This window comes from Paractinoplanes atraurantiacus (assembly GCF_900215205.1).
Lineage (GTDB): Bacteria > Actinomycetota > Actinomycetes > Mycobacteriales > Micromonosporaceae > Actinoplanes > Actinoplanes atraurantiacus.
The window spans coordinates 1,094,052-1,110,002 of sequence record NZ_OBDY01000001.1 but is presented as its reverse complement, the minus strand read 5'-3'; the positions used below and the strand labels follow the sequence as shown (position 1 = coordinate 1,110,002).

Here is a 15,951-nt window from a genome sequence, read left to right as displayed (position 1 = left end):
CAGGGCGGCGAGATAACTTTGCCGCCATGACGATCACCACCACGCTGGCCGGGGCCCGGCCGGGTCGCCGGGTGAGGCGCACTCTGCTCCTCACTCTGCTGACCCTGCCGGGCCTGGTCTGGGCGGTCTTCCGGTCGCTCGGCTGGGAGCCCGGCTACGTCGTGATGGTGATGGCTTTCACGCCGTACGTGGCCGCGTGGACCCTGGTGCCGCTGATCGCGGCCCTGGCCGCCCGCAAGTGGCTGATCGCCGCCGTGGCCGCGCTGGCCGCGATCCTGCTCGGCACGGCCGTCCTGCCACGGGCGATACCGGGCTCGAGCGCCACGTCCGGGGTCCCGCTCACGGTCATGACGATCAACATGTTCATCGGGCGGGCCGACCCGGCGTCGGTGGTGCGGCTGGTCCGCGAGCACGACGTCGCGGTGCTGGCGGTGCAGGAGTTCACCCCGCACGCGGCCGAGGGGCTGGCCGCGGCCGGGCTCGGCGACCTGCTGCCCTACCAGGCGCTGGCCGACGAGGTGGGCACGACCGGGTCGGGCCTCTACTCGCGATATCCGATGACCGGCCAGGGTTCGCAAAGATTCCACGGCGACAACCTTCAACCGGGCAACATGCAGGCGTACGCGACGATCCAGCCGCCCGGGGCGGGTGCGGTGACCATCGAGTCGGCTCACCCGCTCGCGCCGTACTCGAAAGAGGCCTTGCCGTCCTGGAAGGCGGACCTCGATCAGGAGCCGCGGCCGTCGGGGAACGGGACGCCGCGGATTCTGCTCGGCGACTTCAACTCGACGCTCGACCACGCGCCGCTGCGCGAGCTGATCTCGGACGGCTATCGGGACGCGGCCGACACCGTGGGCAAGGGGCTGATCGCGACATGGGGTCCGTACGACGGCAAGCCGATCCCGCCGGTGACGCTCGACCACGTGTTGGTCGACGAGCGGATCGGGGTACGGGACGTCCAGGTGCACAAGGTCACCGACAGCGACCACCGTTCCGTGATCGCGTCCGTCACCTTGCCGGCGGCGGGAGGCGCATGACGACGGTGTTGACGCTTCTCGTCCTGCCCGGTCTGATCTGGGCCGTCATCCGGCTCGGCGGCTGGGAACGCGGCCCGTTGGTGCAGTTGTTCGCCTTCACCCCGTACGTCGCGGCCTGGGCCTGGCTCCCGGCCGTGGTGGCCCTGGCCACCAGGCGCTGGACGATCGGGGCGGTGGCCGTGGTGGCGGCGATCGGGCTGGCCGTCGCCGTCGCGCCGCGCGCCTTCCCGGCCCGCGACCGCGGCCCGCAGCAGGGCGTGAAACTCACCGTCATGACCAGCAACATGCTGTTCGGCCGGGCCGATCCAGCCGCGATCGTCAAGCTGGTCAGCGAGCGCGACGTCGACGTGCTGGCCGTGCAGGAGTTCACCACCGAGGGCCGGCAGGCGCTGGCCGCGGCCGGGCTGGGCGCGCTGCTGCCGTACTCGTCGCTCGCCGACGAGCCGGAGGCCGACGGCTCGGGGGTCTACTCCCGCTTTCCGGTCACGGACGCCGGGGCCCGGCGCAACGGCGGCGGCTTCATGCAGGCGTACGCCACGGTGCACACCCCAGGCGCCAGCGCGGTCGTCGTGGAGTCGGCGCATCCGATCGCCCCGTACGCTCAATCGATTCTCGGGCAGTGGCGCGCCGATCTGCGGGCCCAGCCGCACGCGGACGCGAGCGGGACCCCGCGGATCCTGCTCGGCGACTTCAACTCGACGCTCGACCACACGCCGATGCGGCAGCTGATCGCCCACGGCTACCGCGATGCCGCCGACGCCACCGGCAAGGGCCTGGCCGGGACGTGGGGGCCGTACGACGGCAAGCCGCTGCCGCCGGTCACCATCGACCATGTGCTGGTGGACGAGCGTCTGGGCGTACGGGAAGCAAGCGTGCACGCCATTCCGCGGAGTGACCACCGGTCGATCGTGGCCGAGCTGATGCTGCCGGCGGCCGCCCGATGAGCGCGACGACCCGGCTGACCACCGAGGGCGACGCGGCCGAGATCGGGGCGCTGCTGCGGGCCAACCGCGAGTTCCTCACGCCGTGGGAGCCGGTGCGCCCGGCCGAGTTCTTCACCGACGAGGGCCAGCGGCGCCTGATCAAAGAGACGCTTCGGCAGTACGAGGGTGGCGCCACCCTGCCGCACGTGATCGTCGACGACGGGCGGATCGTCGGGCGCGTCATGCTGACCGGCATCGCGCGCGGCCCCTTCCAGTCCTGCCACCTCGGCTACTGGGTGGCCCGGGACGCCAACGGGCGCGGCATCGCCACGGCCGCGGTCGGCCGGATCGCCGGCCTCGCGTTCGGCGAGCTCGGCCTGCACCGGGTCGAGGCGGGCACGCTGGTGCACAACGCCGCCTCCCAGAAGGTGCTGGAACGCAACGGCTTCCGGCGGTACGGGGTGGCGCCCCGCTACCTGAAGATCGCCGGAGAGTGGCAGGACCACGTCCTATTCCAGTTGCTGGCCGACGACGAGCGCGCCTAGCATTCGCGGCATGAACTTCGGTCAGCAGCTGACGACGCCGGGACGCCCCGGCGCGCGCTGACCTCTGCATCGGCCCCGGGCGAGACGCCCGGGGCTTTGTCATGGGGTGTCTTCCCGGGCCTCGACCCGAAGGAGAATCCCATGATCGTCGACCACCGCCGGCTCGGGCGCGAGCTGGACCTGTTCGACTCCGACCCGCTGATCGGCGCCGGCCTGCCGTTCTGGCTGCCCGGCGGCGCGGCCGCGCGCCACGCGGTCGAGTCCTATCTCTACGAGCTGGAACGCCGGGCCGGATATCGGCACGTGCACTCCCCCGCCCTCGGCAAACGCCAGATGTACGAGTTGTCGGGGCACTGGCGCAACTACGCCGAGGACATGTACCCGGCCATGCGGATCGGCGGCGACGAGCTGGTGCTGCGGCCCAGCCAGTGCCCGCACCACGCGCTGATCTTCAAGTCGCGCCAGCGGTCCTACCGTGACCTGCCGCTGCGCATAGCCGAGCTGGGGCCGATGTACCGGGCCGAGCGCTCCGGCGTGATCGGCGGTCTCGGCCGGGTGCGGTCGATCCAGCTCAACGACTCGCACATCTTCTGCGACCTCGACCAGGTCGTCGGCGAGGTGGCCGGCGTGCTGCGGCTGATGCGGGAAGCCCACGCGGCGCTCGGCTTCGAACCCTCGTCGTACCGGCTCTCGCTGCGCGGCGACGGCGGCAAGTACGCCGGGGACGACGCCATGTGGGATCTCGCCTCATCGTTGCTGCGCGAGGCGCTGGACGGCGTCGATTATGTCGAGGCGCCGGGCGAGGCCGCCTTCTACGGGCCGAAGATCGACGTGCAGATCGTCGACCCGGCCGGCCGGGAGTCGAGCCTGGCCACCATTCAGGTCGACTTCCACCAACCTTCGGCTTTCGGGCTTGAGTACGCGGACGGCGACGGCGGCCGATCGCGGCCGGTGATGGTGCACCGCAGCCTGGTCGGCTCGATGGAACGGCTCTTCGGGCACCTCATCGAAGTGCACGGCGGGGCCTTCCCGGTCTGGTACGCGCCGGTGCAACTGGCCGTGCTGCCGGTCGCCGAGGATCTCGCGTCATCGGCCGGCGCTCTGGAAGCGGCGGCGATCGAGGCTGGATTGCGGGCCGAGGTGCACCACGAGGGCTCGATCGGCGCGCGCATCCGGGCCGCGGCGGAGCGCAAGATCCCGTACGTCGGCGTCATCGGCCGCCGCGAGGCGCCGGACGGCCTGGTGGCGCTGCGGCATCGCGACGGAAGTCAGCTCGCCCCGATGCCGCACGCCGCCGCGATCGAGATGATCAGCGCCGCCGCGCGTCCACCTCGATCTCGATGAGCATCCGCGGGTCCGCCAGGCCGCACACCTGCATGGTGGCGGCCGGGCGGACATCGCCGAAGTACTTGCGCAGCACCGGCCAGCACGGCTCGAAGTCCTCGCGGTTCGGCAGCAGATAGCGGACCCGGACGACGTCGGTGAAGTAGCAGCCGGCCTCGGCCAGGGCCGCCCCGATGTTGCGCAGGCACTGCTCGGCCTGCTCGACGACGTCATCGGAGATCGTCATGGTCGAGTAGTCGAAGCCGGTGGTGCCGGAGACGTACACCCGGTCGCCGTCGACGACCGCGCGGGCGTAACCGATCTGCTCCTCGAAAGCGGAGCCCGAGAAGATCCTCACTTGGTCTCGGCCAGGCCGTACGTCAGGGCGTCGACCAGAGCGACCCAGCTCGCCTCGATGATGTTCTCGTGCACGCCGACCGTGGTCCAGTCGCGCTCGCCGTCGCCGGTCTCGAGCAGCACCCGGGTCACCGCGTTCGTGCCGTGGGTGCCCTCCAGGATGCGTACCTTGAAATCGGTCAGCTCGAAGGTCTTCAGCTGCGGGTAGTGCGCGGTCAGCGCGGCGCGCAGGGCCTCGTCGAGCGCGTTGACCGGGCCGTTGCCCTCGGCCGTGGCGATCACCCGCTCGCCGTTCACCCGCACCTTGACGGTGGCTTCGGAGACCACGGCGCCGTCCTCGCGATGCTCGACCTGCACGCGGTACGTCTCCAGGCCGAACGGGCGGGCGAAGCCCTCACCCGGCAGCTCGCCCCGCACCAGCAGCTCGAACGAGGCGTCGGCGGCCTCGAACGACCAGCCACCGGCCTCCAGGTCCTTCACCTTGCGGGTGACCGTGGACAGGGTGTCCGGGTGGCCGGCCAGGTCGATGCCGAGCTCGCGGCTCTTGAGCTCGATGCTGGCCCGGCCGGCCATCTCCGTCACCAGGATCCGCATGTCGTTGCCCACCACCGACGGGTCGACGTGGTTGTAGAGCAGCGGATCCACCTTGATCGCGCTCGCGTGCAGCCCCGCCTTGTGAGCGAAAGCGGCGGCCCCGACATAGGCCTGGTGGGTGTCGGGGGCGATGTTGGCGATCTCGGCGAGCGCGGTGGAGACCCGCGTCGCCTTCTCCAGGCAGCCCTCCGGTAGGACCGGCAGCCCGAGCTTGAGTTGCAGGTTGCTGACCACGGCGAACAGGTCGGCGTTGCCGGGACGCTCGCCGTAGCCGTTGGCGGTGCACTGGAAGTGCTTGACGCCGGCCTCGACGGCGGCGACGGTGTTGGCGACCGCGCACGAGGTGTCGTTCTGGCAGTGGATGCCGAGCCGGCCGGCCGGGACGCCGGTCCGCTCGACGACCTCGGTGACCGCCTTGGTGATCATCGAGGGGAGCATGCCGCCGTTGGTGTCGCACATCACGACCCGCTCGGCGCCGGCGTCGATGGCGGTCTTGACGACGCTCGCGGTGTAGTCGGGGTCGTAGCGGAAGCCGTCGAAGAAGTGCTCACAGTCGACGAAGGCGCGACGGCCGCTGGCGACCAGGTGCTGGACGGTGTCGCGGACCATCGCCAGGTTCTCGTCGCCGGTGGTGCGCAGGGCGCGCTCGACGTGGCGGATGTCGCTCTTGGCGACGACGCAGACGACGGGGGTCTCGGCGTCGAGCAGGGCCTTCACCTGCGGGTCTTTCTCGGCGGTGGTGCCGGCCTTGCGGGTCGCGCCGAAGGCGACCAGTACCGCGTTCTTCAGGTCGAGCTCGGTCTTGGCCCGCTGGAAGAACTCGGTGTCCTTGGGCATCGCGCCGGGCCAGCCGCCCTCGATGAAGCCCACGCCGAACTCGTCGAGCAGCTTCGCGACCGCCAGCTTGTCGGCGACCGAGTAGCTGATCCCCTCCCGCTGCCCGCCGTCGCGCAGCGTGGTGTCGAAGACCTGGTACTCCATGGCGCGTTCCCTTCGAAATTATTGGTGGCCCAACAAAAAGACCCCCCGCGGATGCGGGAGGTCTGCGCGTCGGCGAAAGGTCAGCCGGCGCGCTAGGTGCCAATAATCAGCACGAGGTGGGTCACGTAGCGAAGTTTGCCACGGGCGGACGTTGCTGGGACAAGAAATCCACCAGCTGGGACGACGTCCCTCGTAAGGGGGATCGACAGCGCGGGATAGGTTGGCGGTGTGGCTGTGGAACAGTACCCCCGCAATCTCGGTTTCTCCGCTACCTACAACTTCAGGGACGTCGGCGGCTATGAGGGCCTCGACGGCCGGACGGTGCGCTGGCGGCGCCTGTTCCGGTCGGACGCCCTGCATCGCCTCGGCGAGGCCGACGCCGAGGCGTTCGAGGCCCTCGGCGTGCGTACGGTGATCGACCTGCGCCGCCCACACGAGATCGAGAAGTTCGGCCGCGTCTCCGAGTCGCACGGCCTCGACTACCACAACATCGTGCTCAACCACATCGACTGGGAAGAGGTCGGGCATCCCGACGACGTGGTGCACGAGCGCTGGCTGGCCGACCGCTACCTCAACTTCGCCGAGGACGGCCGCGACGGCCTGCTGGAGTCGCTGCGGTTGATTGCCGACCCGGGCAAGTCACCGGCGATCGTGCACTGCATGGCCGGCAAGGACCGCACGGGAACGGTGTGCGCCCTGACCCTGTCCCTTCTGGGCGTGTCCGACGAGGACATCACGGCCGACTACGCGCTGACGACGAGCGCGATGGCCCCCTTGACCGAATACCTTCTGAAGACCAACCCCGAGGCGGTACGGGGTAACGAGCACATGTTCGACTCCCCGCCGGAAGCGATGCAGCTCTTCCTCGACGACCTGCGCCGCCTGCACGGCTCGGTCGAGGGCTTCGTCCGCGACATCGGCCTCACCACCGACGAGATCACCACGCTCCGAGCCCACATGCTCTCGCCCGTTTCAGGCTGAGCCCCGGACGAGCAATTGGGGCTCCACCACGGAGAGGCGGGGTGGCTCGCCGGCCAGGAGGCGCTCGGCCTCGGCCACGGCCAGCTCGCCCATCCGGCGTTTGTCGAGGGCGATCGTCGTCAAGGGCGGGTCGAGGAGCTCGCCGATGCCGAGGCCGTCGAAGCCGACCACGGCGATGTCGCCCGGGATGTCCAGGCCGAGGCGGCGGGCGGCCCGGTAGGCGCCCAGCGCGACCAGGTCGTTGAAGGCGACGACGGCGGTGAGGCTTTCGTCCGCCGCGCGCAGCCGCTCGAAGCCCGAACCACCGCCGGCCAGCGACTGCTCGACCGAGACGATCGCCTCGGCGGGCACGGCCAGGCCCTGGTCGACCGCCTCGGCCAGGAATCCGGCCCGTCGTCCCGGGTCGGCCGCTCCGGGGCAGTCGATCATTCCGATGCGCTGGTGGCCGCGCTCGGTCAGATGCCGCACGGCGGCGCGGACGCCCGCCTCCACGTCGATGTCGACCGCGCCGAAGCCCTGGCCGTCGTTGCGGCGGCTCATCACCACGAGCGGCACCCCGGCCACGGCCGCGATGATCACGTCGTCCGGCTGGAAGAGATAGGCGATCACGGCGTCGGCCTGACCCGACAGTGAGCGCAAGAGGTCCGCTTCCCGCTTCGGGTCGTCCTGGCTGCTGCTCACCACCACCTGCCAGCCGCGCCGCTCGGCGGCCTCGATGACGCCGGCGATCAGCTCGGGGAAGAACGGGTTCACGACGTCGTAGACGATCAGCCCGATCGTGGTCGTGTCGGGCTTGACCAGGCCCCGGGCGAAGCGGGACGGCCGGTAGTTCAGCTCCCGGGCCGCTTCCAGGACGCGGCGGCGGGTCTCCGGGTCGATCTCGCCCTTGTCGTTGATGGCCCGCGACACGGTCTGGTGCGAGACGCCGGCCAGCCGAGCCACGTCGCGCAGGGTCGCCCGTTTGTTCTCCACGATCAGCAAATCGTAGACCGAACCCGCTTGACGCCGCCCCAACCTCGGGCGCACGATGCCGTTAACGGTCACGTGACCGCTAACGGGATTGACGGGGAGCGATCATGGATCTGTTGGCAATGGTGTTGAGCGTCGAAGTGACCCGCCGGGAGGCCCGCTCGGCCCTCCCCGGCGCCGCAGTCGAACCACCACGCCAGCGCTGGTGGACCCGGATCAGGGCATCCCGCCGCGCGGCCGGCGGGAGCTAGTGCGGATCTGAATAGATCACCAGCGTCTGCTCGGTCTGCTCGGCCAGGTGGAAGGCGGCGCAGGCGTAGTCGACCACCACGCCGTCCGGGCGGCGCACGCTCATGCGGCCGCTGTCCCGCGGCTCGACCTCGTAGTGGCGCCACCACTGGCGCACCTCGGGACAGCCGTCGTGGAGTCCTCGATCAGCTCCTTGAACGGGGCGTCGGCCAGCAGCGCGCGGGCCTCCACCTCCCAGTCGACCACTGTGTCGCGGGCCTCGGGGGGTGAGGAAGGTCCATCGGGCCAGGTTCGGCGGCGGGCCCGTGCCGGCCACGGCCGGGAAGAGGTCGAACACGGCGGGATTGTGGCTGAGCACGTCGTACGTCGCGCCGACGATGTACGCCGGGCTGGGAGCCAGCAGCAGCGGCAGCGCCGCGACCGAGGGATCGACGCGCTCCTGAAGGGCCGGGCCGAGGGCTCCACCGACGTGACCCGGCGGGGAGATCTGCACGATCTGGTCGCCCTGGCGAAGGAGCGCTTCGGGCGACTGGACGTGCTCGTCTCCAACGCCGGCATCGGGCCGGTCTCGGCGCTCGGCGAGTTGCGTGTGGACGACTGGGATCGCATGGTCGACGTCAACGTGAAGGGAGTGCTGCACGGCATCGCGGCGGCGTTGCCCGTCTTCCGCGCGAAGGGCGGCGGCCACTTCGTCACTGTGGCCTCGACCGCCGCCACCAAGGCCGCCGTCCGGGTGATCTGTGAAGGGCTGCGCCAGGAGGCCGGCGAGTCGCTGCGGGTCACCCTGGTGACGCCGGGCATGGTGCGGACCGGCTTCGGCCAGGACGCGAGCGAAGACGTGCGGGCGTGGTTCGCCGCGATGGCCGACCTGGGGATCGGGCCCGAGGCCATCGCCGACGCCATCGCGTACGCGATCAGCCGGCCCCAGCGGGTCGGCGTCGGTGAGATCGTCGTGCGCCCGGCCGCCCAGGCCTGAGACGGGCCTGGGCGGAGGGGACCGTCAGAGGACCCGGTGGACCCAGCCGAACGGGTCCTCGGCGCGGCCGCGCTGGATGTCGACCAGCTGCTTGCGGATCTCGGTGGTGACCGGGCCGGTGCCGCCGTCGCCGACGGTGAACTCGGCGCCGGCGCTCTTGACCACGCCGATCGGGGTGATCACGGCGGCGGTGCCGCAGGCGAAGGCCTCGCGGATCTGGCCCGAGGCGGCCGACGAGCGCCACTCCTCGAGGCTGACCGGGCGCTCCTCGACCTTGTGGCCGGCCCGCTCGGCCAGCTTGATGACCGAGTCGCGGGTGATGCCGGGCAGGATCGTGCCGGTCAGCGGCGGCGTCACCAGGGTGCCGTCGTCGAGGACGAAGAAGACGTTCATGCCGCCCAGCTCGTCGATGTACTTACGCTCGATCGCGTCGAGGTACACCACCTGGTCGCAGCCGTGCTCGATCGCCTCGGCCTGCGCCGACAGGCCGGCCGCGTAGTTGCCGCCGCACTTGGCCGCGCCCGTGCCGCCGGGGGCGGCCCGGGTGTAGTCGGGGGTCACCCAGAGCGAGACCGGCTTGACGCCACCGGAGAAGTACGGGCCGGCGGGCGACGCGATGACCAGGTAGAGGTATTCCATTGCGGGCCGCACACCCAGGAAGACCTCGCTCGCGTACGCGAAGGGCCGCAGGTAGAGGCTGCCCTCCTCGCTCTGCGGGATCCACGACCGGTCGATCTTGATGATCTCGTGCAGCGACCGGAGGAACGTCTCGACGGGCAGCGCCGGCATGGCCATGCGCTTGGCCGACTCGGCGAAGCGGGCCGCGTTCGCGTCCGGGCGGAACATCGCGACGCCGCCGTCGGGCAGCGTGTACGCCTTCAGACCCTCGAAGATCTCCTGGGCGTAGTGCAGCACGGCCGAGGCCGGATCCATCGGGATCGGGGCCCGGGCCTCGACGCGCGGCTCGTACCAGCCTTTGCCGTCGGCGTACCGGACCGTGACCATGTGGTCGGTGAAGATGCGGCCGAAGCCGGGGTTGGCGAGCAGCGCCGTGCGCTCGGCGTCGCCCACGGGTGCCGGGTTCGGACGGATCTCGAAATCGAGGTTGTCACCACCGCTCATGACAGGTGGACCTGCTTTCTGCAAAGAAGATTTAGGCATGCGGAAGCACCCGTAGTGCTTCAAGAATCTACCCCGAACGGTCGTTAAAAGAGAGACCGCGGGTGAGAGGACGCCTGCCGCGAGGGTCTAGAGCGCGGCGGCGACGCGGTCGCCGACTTCGGCGGTACGCAGCGGCGCGCCCGCGGTGCGGGACGCGACCTCGGCCGCGACCGCCTCGGATACTCGCCGGGCCTCGTCGTGGTGGCCCAGGTGCTCCAGGAGCAGCGAGGCGGAGAGGATGGCGGCCGCCGGGTCGGCGATGCCCTGACCGGCGATGTCCGGCGCCGAGCCGTGCACGGGCTCGAAGGTCGACGGATAGGTGCGCTCCGGGTTGACGGAGCCGCTGGCCGCCATGCCGATGCCGCCGGTAACGGCAGCGGCGATGTCGGTGAGGATGTCACCGAAGAGGTTGTCGGTCACGACCACGTCGTACCGCTGCGGGTTGCTGACCATGAACATGCTGGCCGCGTCGATGTGCTGGTACTCGGTGGTGACCTCGGGGAACTCGGCCGCGACGGCCTTGAAGGTGCGCGCCCACAGGCTGCCCGCCTTGGTCAGCACGTTCGTCTTGTGGACGAGGGTGAGGTGGCGGCGGTCGCGGCGCTGGGCGCGCGCGAAGGCGTCCCGGACGACCCGCTCGACGCCGTACCGCGTGTTGAGGCTCTCCTCGGTGGCGATCTCGGCCGGGGTGTCCTGGTGGAGCACGCCGCCGGCGCCGACGTAGAGGCCCTCGGTGCCCTCGCGGACCACGACCATGTCGATCTCGCCGGGCTTCACGCCGGCCAGCGGGCTGGTGGTGCCGGGCCAGAGCTTCGACGGGCGCAGGTTCACATACTGGTCGAAGTCGAAGCGGAGCTTGAGCAGCAGGCCGCGCTCGAGGACGCCGGGCGGGACGCTGGGGTCGCCGATGGCGCCGAGCAGGATGGCGTCGTGGCCGGCCAGCTCGTCCTCGACGGACTGCGGAAGGACCTCGCCCGTACGGTTGTAGAAGCGGGCGCCGAGGTCGTAGTCCTCGAACTGTGTGCCGGGGAGCACGGTCTCGATGACCTTGCGAGCCTGCGCGGTCACCTCGGTACCGATGCCGTCGCCGGCCACCACCGCGATACGCGCCACGCTCACTTCGCACTCCTCAAGTTCGGGTCCTCGAAGGTTAACGCGCCAGTCCCGATCTTCGGTACAGCGGTCCCATTTAATGGACGTTAAACACCAACAGCCCCCTGGTCGCGGCAAACGACCAAGGGGCTGTTGCGACGAGTACGCGTGGCTCGGTCCCGCCGAAATACACCTAACCGCACGCACGGCAGCGGGCACGTCACCCGAAGACGGGCCCACCGACGCCACGCGCGGCAGGGACAACGCTAGCGATGCGGACTAATGACGCGCAAGACGCATCCCCCGCGTGTCGGGAACGTAGTTCGCAAGCGGCGGATGGCAGCATGCGCCGGGTGAGTTTCGACCTCGTGGTGTGGGCGATGGACCAGACGGACCTGCCGGACGCCGTGCGGGCCGCCAACGCGCGCTGTGCGCGCGGCGAGCACCCGCAACGCCCGGCCGACCCGCGTGTCGTCGCCTTCTATGACGCCCTGACCAGTGACTATCCCGACCGGGGCCCGCGCGCCTCGGCGCCCGGTTCTCCCTGGGCGCACGCGCCGCTGCATGCTGCCGCCGACCACATCCAGATGAGGCTGGACGAGAACTGCCCGGACGTCGTGCTCGAGACGATCGAGCGGCTGGCCGCCGAGCTCAACCTCGACCTGCTCGACCTTCAGGACGGCACTGTCTACCCGCCCCCTCTGAGGATTATTCACGACGGTGGAGACCGTGCGGCCAACCTGCGGCTCAGCGGAGCTCAAGGTCGGTCGTGAATAACCCTCAGTCAGGACCCGTTGATCCGCAGGTCGACGACGTGGCCGCGGGCCGAACCGATCGCCGCGGCCACGGTGGAGAGCAGCTCGGCGTCGACCGACGAGTCCACGGTCAGCGTCATCAGGGCCTCGCCGCCAGCCGTGCGGCGGGCCACCTGCATGGCCGCGATGTTCACGTCGGCCTCGCCCAGGATGGTGCCGATCGCGCCGACCACACCCGGACGGTCGCTGTAACGGAAGAACAGCAGCACGCCGTCGGCGTTCAGGTCGAGGTCGAAGTCGTCGACGCCGGTCAGCTTGGCGGTCTCCCGCACCCCGGTCACGGTCAGCGTGCCGGCCACGCTGACCCGCCGGCCGTCCGGCAGGGCGCCGCGCACGGTGACCAGGTTCTGGTGCTCGCACGGCTCCTCGCTGACGATCAGCTCGACCTCGACGCCCCGGTCGGCGGCGAGCTGGGGCGCGTTCACGTACGTCACCCGCTCGTCCACGACCGAGGTGAACAGGCCCTTGGTGGCCGCGAGGCGGAGCACCGCGACGTCGTGGGTGACGATCTCACCCCGTACCTCGACGGAAACGCTCGCCGCGACACCGCCGGCCACCGCGGTGAAGACCTTGCCGAGTTTCTCGGCCAGGGACAGCAGCGGCCGTACGTCCTCGTCGACCACCCCGCCCGCCTGCACGTTCACCGCGTCCGGGACGAACTCGCCGTCCAGGGCCAGCTTGACGCTGCGGGCCACCGAGAGCCCGGCCTTGTCCTGGGCCTCGGCGGTCGAGGCGCCCAGGTGCGGGGTGACGACGACGTTCTCGAAACCGAACAGCGGCGACGAGGTGAGCGGCTCGGTGGTGAAGACGTCCAGGCCGGCGCCGGCCACCCGCCCGTCGCGCAACGCGGCCGCGAGCGCCGTCTCGTCGATCAGTCCGCCGCGGGCCGCGTTCACGATCCGTACGCCAAATTTGATTTTCGCCAGCTCTTTCTCGCCGATCAGGCCCATGGTCTCGGGGGTGCGCGGCAGGTGCACCGAGATGAAATCGCTCTCCCGCAGCAGCTCGTCCAGCCCGACGAGGCGAACGCCGAGCTGTGCGGCGCGGGCCGGCTGGATGTACGGGTCGTACGCGATCAGCCGGGTCCCGAAGGCGGCCATGCGCTGGGCGAAGAGGACACCGATGCGCCCGAGCCCGACCACGCCGACCGTCTTGCCCTGCACCTCGACGCCGGTGAAGCGCGACCGCTCCCAGCGACCGGCCTTGAGCGCGGTCGAGGCGGTGACCGTGTGCCGCGCGACCGTGAGCAGCAGCGCGATCGCCTGCTCGGCGGCCGAGACGATGTTGCTGGTGGGCGCGTTGACCACCAGCACGCCGCGGGCGGTCGCGGCGGCCACGTCGACGTTGTCGAGACCGACGCCGGCCCGGGCGACCACACGCAGCCGCGGGCCGGCGGCCAGCACCCCGGCGTCGACCGTGGTGGCGCTGCGGACGATCAGGGCGTCGGCCTCGCCCACCGCGGCCAGCAGCGCGTCACGGTCGGCGCCGTCGACCGCCCGCACGTCGTAGTCGTGGGCGAGGACGCTGACGGCGGAGGGCGCGAGTTCCTCGGCGATCAGAACGACGGCGGCCATGCGACTCCATCCATTGCGGACAATCGATGCCCGCGATGGTAAGCGCTAAGCGACTCTCCGTGGTATCGATGCACGGTCGATCGGCGGCGCCGGCGGCCGTCCGGTCAGGGCCAGACCGTCCGGCTGACGGAAGCTGAGCGCCTCGGCGTCCAGCGCGTCGTAGAGAAGGTCCAGGTCAAGCGTGCCCACCGGCGGATAGGTCCGTTCGCGGGGCGGCTCCTGGCCGGTCGCCAGGGCGCCCTGCTCGATGAGAAAATCAAGGATCGATTGACGTACGGCCGGGAGCGTCACCGGCGAGTGGTAGAGCACGTTGAGAGCCTGCATCCGCATGCCCCGCACGTGCTCCTCGCCCTTGTTGTCGTGGAAGTGCGGGTTGCGCGTCTCGATCTGCAGAACTGGCACCGAGCTGGCCATCACATCCGGGTCGGTGCTCTCCAGCACGCCGCCGAACTGCTCGAACAGATCCATGTACTCGTACGGCTCGACGGCGAAACCACCGGCGATCCGCAGCTTCAGGCCCAGGGCGAGGGTCATCGCGTGCTCGCCCGCGTTGCCGGTGGCGATCACCTCGGTGCCGAAGCCCGAATACTCGGCCAGGAAGCGGTTGAGCCACTCGTTGGTGATCTGCGAGCTGCGGCCCTTGCGGCTGAAGAACAGCCGGCCGTCACGCAGCTTGGGCTTGGAATGCCAGGAGATCCGGACCATGGCGTACGGGGAGTCGGCCTGGGCCAGGCCGGCCGCGTAGGCCTTGCAGTACTCGTGCACGGACCCGGGTACGTAGTTGTCGGCGTCGACGTAGCCGATGTACTGACGGCCGGTCATCGCGGCCAGGGCCATGCCGAGCAGCATCGCCTCGCCCTTGCCGGCCCGCACCAGGCCGTCGTCGTCGATCAGCTCGGGCATGCCGGCCGCCTTGACCGCGGCGGCCACACCCGGGTCGCGCTGGTGCACGGTGATCGCCGAGCGCCCGGCGAGGCGGCAGAACTGCTCGACGGTCTGCGCCTCGATCTCGTAGCGGTCGACCGGCTGCCGGTCGCTGTTCGACACGAGCACGATGAGGCAGTCGTGCGGAATTCCGGATAGGACACCCTCGATGACCGAGCGTGTCTCATTCATGCACGGAACGACGACGACCATTTGCGATTCGACCGCGCGCAACGCCTCCGAGCTGCCGGAATCCAGCTCGATGACCCTCTGGAGCTCGTGGATCCGGACCGCCCCGAAACGCTCACTCCGGAAAGAATCAGCCAGTCGCATCTCGCGAGGCTACGAATGCCACGTGACAGATCTGTTTCCACGACAAAAAGAGCCCGGCCCCATCGCCGGGCCGAGCTCTTTTCGTCAGGCGAAATCAGGCGGTCTCGGTGATCGGCCGGTCGACCCAGCTCATCATGTCGCGCAGCTTGCGGCCGGTGACCTCGATCGGGTGGTTCGCACCCTGCTCGCGGTACTTGGTCAGCAGCGGACGGCCGTTGTCGTCGTCCTCGATCAGCTGGCGGGTGAACTCGCCGGACTGGATGTCGGCCAGGATCCGCTTCATCTCGGCCTTGGTCTCGGCGTTGATGACCCGCGGGCCGCTGACGTAGTCACCGAACTCGGCGGTGTCCGACACGCTGTACCGCATGCGGGAGATGCCGCCCTCGTACATGAGGTCGACGATCAGCTTGAGCTCGTGCAGGCACTCGAAGTACGCGATCTCCGGGGCGTAGCCGGCCTCGGTGAGCACCTCGAAGCCGGTCTGCACCAGGGCGGCGGTGCCGCCGCAGAGCACGGCCTGCTCGCCGAACAGGTCGGTCTCGGTCTCCTCCTTGAAGGTGGTCTTGATGACGCCGGCCCGGGCGCCACCGATGGCCTTCGCGTAGGAGAGCGCGAGCGCGAGGCCCTCGCCGGTCGGGTCCTGCTCGACGGCCACCAGGGCCGGAACGCCCTTGCCGTCCACGTACTGGCGGCGGACCAGGTGACCCGGGCCCTTGGGGGCGACCATGGCCACGGTCACGTCGGCCGGGGGCTTGATGAGCTCGAACCGGATGTTGAGGCCGTGGCCGAAGAAGAGCGCCTTGCCCGCGGTCAGGTGGGGGGCGATCGACTCGGTGTAGATCTTGCGCTGCGCGGTGTCCGGCGCCAGCAGCATGATCACGTCGGCCCAGGCCGACGCCTCGGCCGGCGTCTTGACCTCGAGGCCCTGCTCCTCGGCCTTGGCGCGGCTCTTGGAGCCCTCCTTGAGGCCGACCACCACCTCGACGCCCGAGTCGCGCAGCGACAGCGAGTGGGCGTGGCCCTGGCTGCCGTACCCGATCACGGCGACCTTCTTGCCCTGGATGATCGAGAGGTCGGCGTCGTCGTCGTAGAAAACTTCGGCGGTCATTGCATTCCT

Annotated in this window: 17 protein-coding genes; 8 read left to right on the top strand and 9 right to left on the bottom strand. The window is 70.3% G+C overall.

Annotated features, from left to right (window positions below):
• Positions 1–26 precede the first annotated feature (26 nt).
• The 4 genes from CRP55_RS05285 to thrS all read left to right on the top strand — a co-directional run bounded on the left by CRP55_RS05285 (position 27) and on the right by thrS (position 3,849).
• On the top strand, positions 27–1,037 hold the full coding sequence (locus CRP55_RS05285) for an endonuclease/exonuclease/phosphatase family protein (RefSeq protein WP_097318275.1): 1,011 nt from the start codon (positions 27–29) through the stop codon (positions 1,035–1,037).
• Positions 1,034–1,981: an endonuclease/exonuclease/phosphatase family protein gene (locus CRP55_RS05280; protein WP_097318273.1), complete on the top strand. Its 948-nt coding sequence runs from the start codon at positions 1,034–1,036 to the stop codon at positions 1,979–1,981. The genes CRP55_RS05285 and CRP55_RS05280 overlap by 4 nt, the downstream gene beginning before the upstream one ends.
• Positions 1,978–2,505: a GNAT family N-acetyltransferase gene (locus CRP55_RS05275; protein WP_097318271.1), complete on the top strand. Its 528-nt coding sequence runs from the start codon at positions 1,978–1,980 to the stop codon at positions 2,503–2,505. The genes CRP55_RS05280 and CRP55_RS05275 overlap by 4 nt, the downstream gene beginning before the upstream one ends.
• Positions 2,506–2,649: 144 nt before the next feature.
• Positions 2,650–3,849: a threonine--tRNA ligase gene (thrS, locus tag CRP55_RS05270; protein WP_097318757.1), complete on the top strand. Its 1,200-nt coding sequence runs from the start codon at positions 2,650–2,652 to the stop codon at positions 3,847–3,849.
• Here the strand turns inward: thrS and CRP55_RS05265 are convergent.
• Together CRP55_RS05265 and cimA are read right to left on the bottom strand one after the other, a co-directional pair.
• A complete protein-coding gene (locus CRP55_RS05265) occupies positions 3,815–4,186 on the bottom strand; it encodes a RidA family protein (RefSeq protein ID WP_097318269.1) in 372 nt (123 codons plus the stop codon). The two genes, thrS and CRP55_RS05265, sit on opposite strands and share 35 nt — an antisense overlap.
• Positions 4,183–5,760 (bottom strand): citramalate synthase, encoded by a 1,578-nt coding sequence (cimA, locus tag CRP55_RS05260; RefSeq protein ID WP_097318267.1) that lies wholly within the window; start codon positions 5,758–5,760, stop codon positions 4,183–4,185. The genes CRP55_RS05265 and cimA overlap by 4 nt, the downstream gene beginning before the upstream one ends.
• A 228-nt stretch (positions 5,761–5,988) precedes the next feature.
• On the opposite strand from cimA, the gene CRP55_RS05255 reads away from it, so the two are divergent.
• Positions 5,989–6,741, top strand: a complete 753-nt coding sequence (locus CRP55_RS05255) for a tyrosine-protein phosphatase (protein ID WP_097318265.1) — start codon at positions 5,989–5,991, stop codon at positions 6,739–6,741.
• On the opposite strand, the gene CRP55_RS05250 is transcribed toward CRP55_RS05255, so the two are convergent.
• Positions 6,733–7,713, bottom strand: a complete 981-nt coding sequence (locus CRP55_RS05250) for a LacI family DNA-binding transcriptional regulator (protein WP_245922788.1) — start codon at positions 7,711–7,713, stop codon at positions 6,733–6,735. The genes CRP55_RS05255 and CRP55_RS05250 overlap by 9 nt on opposite strands.
• Positions 7,714–7,817: 104 nt before the next feature.
• Between CRP55_RS05250 and CRP55_RS52780 the strand changes: the two genes are divergently transcribed.
• Positions 7,818–7,961 carry a hypothetical protein gene (locus tag CRP55_RS52780; RefSeq protein WP_179855012.1) on the top strand — a complete coding sequence of 48 codons (144 nt, stop codon included), beginning with the start codon at positions 7,818–7,820 and terminating at the stop codon, positions 7,959–7,961.
• On the opposite strand, the gene CRP55_RS56160 is transcribed toward CRP55_RS52780, so the two are convergent.
• A complete protein-coding gene (locus tag CRP55_RS56160) occupies positions 7,958–8,338 on the bottom strand; it encodes an MmyB family transcriptional regulator (protein ID WP_369076901.1) in 381 nt (126 codons plus the stop codon). The genes CRP55_RS52780 and CRP55_RS56160 overlap by 4 nt on opposite strands.
• Here CRP55_RS56160 and CRP55_RS05245 point away from each other — a divergent pair.
• Positions 8,306–8,935 (top strand): SDR family oxidoreductase, encoded by a 630-nt coding sequence (locus CRP55_RS05245; RefSeq protein WP_245922787.1) that lies wholly within the window; start codon positions 8,306–8,308, stop codon positions 8,933–8,935. The two genes, CRP55_RS56160 and CRP55_RS05245, sit on opposite strands and share 33 nt — an antisense overlap.
• A gap of 24 nt (positions 8,936–8,959) precedes the next feature.
• Here CRP55_RS05245 and CRP55_RS05240 read toward each other — a convergent pair whose 3' ends face one another.
• A complete protein-coding gene (locus CRP55_RS05240) occupies positions 8,960–10,057 on the bottom strand; it encodes a branched-chain amino acid aminotransferase (RefSeq protein ID WP_097318262.1) in 1,098 nt (365 codons plus the stop codon).
• A gap of 126 nt (positions 10,058–10,183) precedes the next feature.
• Positions 10,184–11,215, bottom strand: coding sequence for a 3-isopropylmalate dehydrogenase (locus CRP55_RS05235; protein ID WP_097318260.1), 1,032 nt, complete (start codon positions 11,213–11,215; stop codon positions 10,184–10,186).
• 317 nt (positions 11,216–11,532) lie between these two features.
• Here CRP55_RS05235 and CRP55_RS05230 point away from each other — a divergent pair, with 317 nt between their 5' ends.
• Positions 11,533–11,961, top strand: coding sequence for a hypothetical protein (locus CRP55_RS05230; RefSeq protein WP_438865752.1), 429 nt, complete (start codon positions 11,533–11,535; stop codon positions 11,959–11,961).
• A gap of 11 nt (positions 11,962–11,972) precedes the next feature.
• Here the strand turns inward: CRP55_RS05230 and serA are convergent, their stop codons facing one another.
• The 3 genes from serA to ilvC all read right to left on the bottom strand — a co-directional run bounded on the left by serA (position 11,973) and on the right by ilvC (position 15,942).
• Positions 11,973–13,577 carry a phosphoglycerate dehydrogenase gene (gene serA, locus CRP55_RS05225; RefSeq protein WP_097318259.1) on the bottom strand — a complete coding sequence of 535 codons (1,605 nt, stop codon included), beginning with the start codon at positions 13,575–13,577 and terminating at the stop codon, positions 11,973–11,975.
• Positions 13,578–13,622: 45 nt separating this feature from the next.
• Positions 13,623–14,834 carry a mannosyl-3-phosphoglycerate synthase gene (gene mpgS, locus CRP55_RS05220; protein WP_097318257.1) on the bottom strand — a complete coding sequence of 404 codons (1,212 nt, stop codon included), beginning with the start codon at positions 14,832–14,834 and terminating at the stop codon, positions 13,623–13,625.
• Positions 14,835–14,928: 94 nt separating this feature from the next.
• A complete protein-coding gene (ilvC, locus tag CRP55_RS05215) occupies positions 14,929–15,942 on the bottom strand; it encodes a ketol-acid reductoisomerase (protein WP_097318255.1) in 1,014 nt (337 codons plus the stop codon).
• Positions 15,943–15,951: the final 9 nt, after the last annotated feature.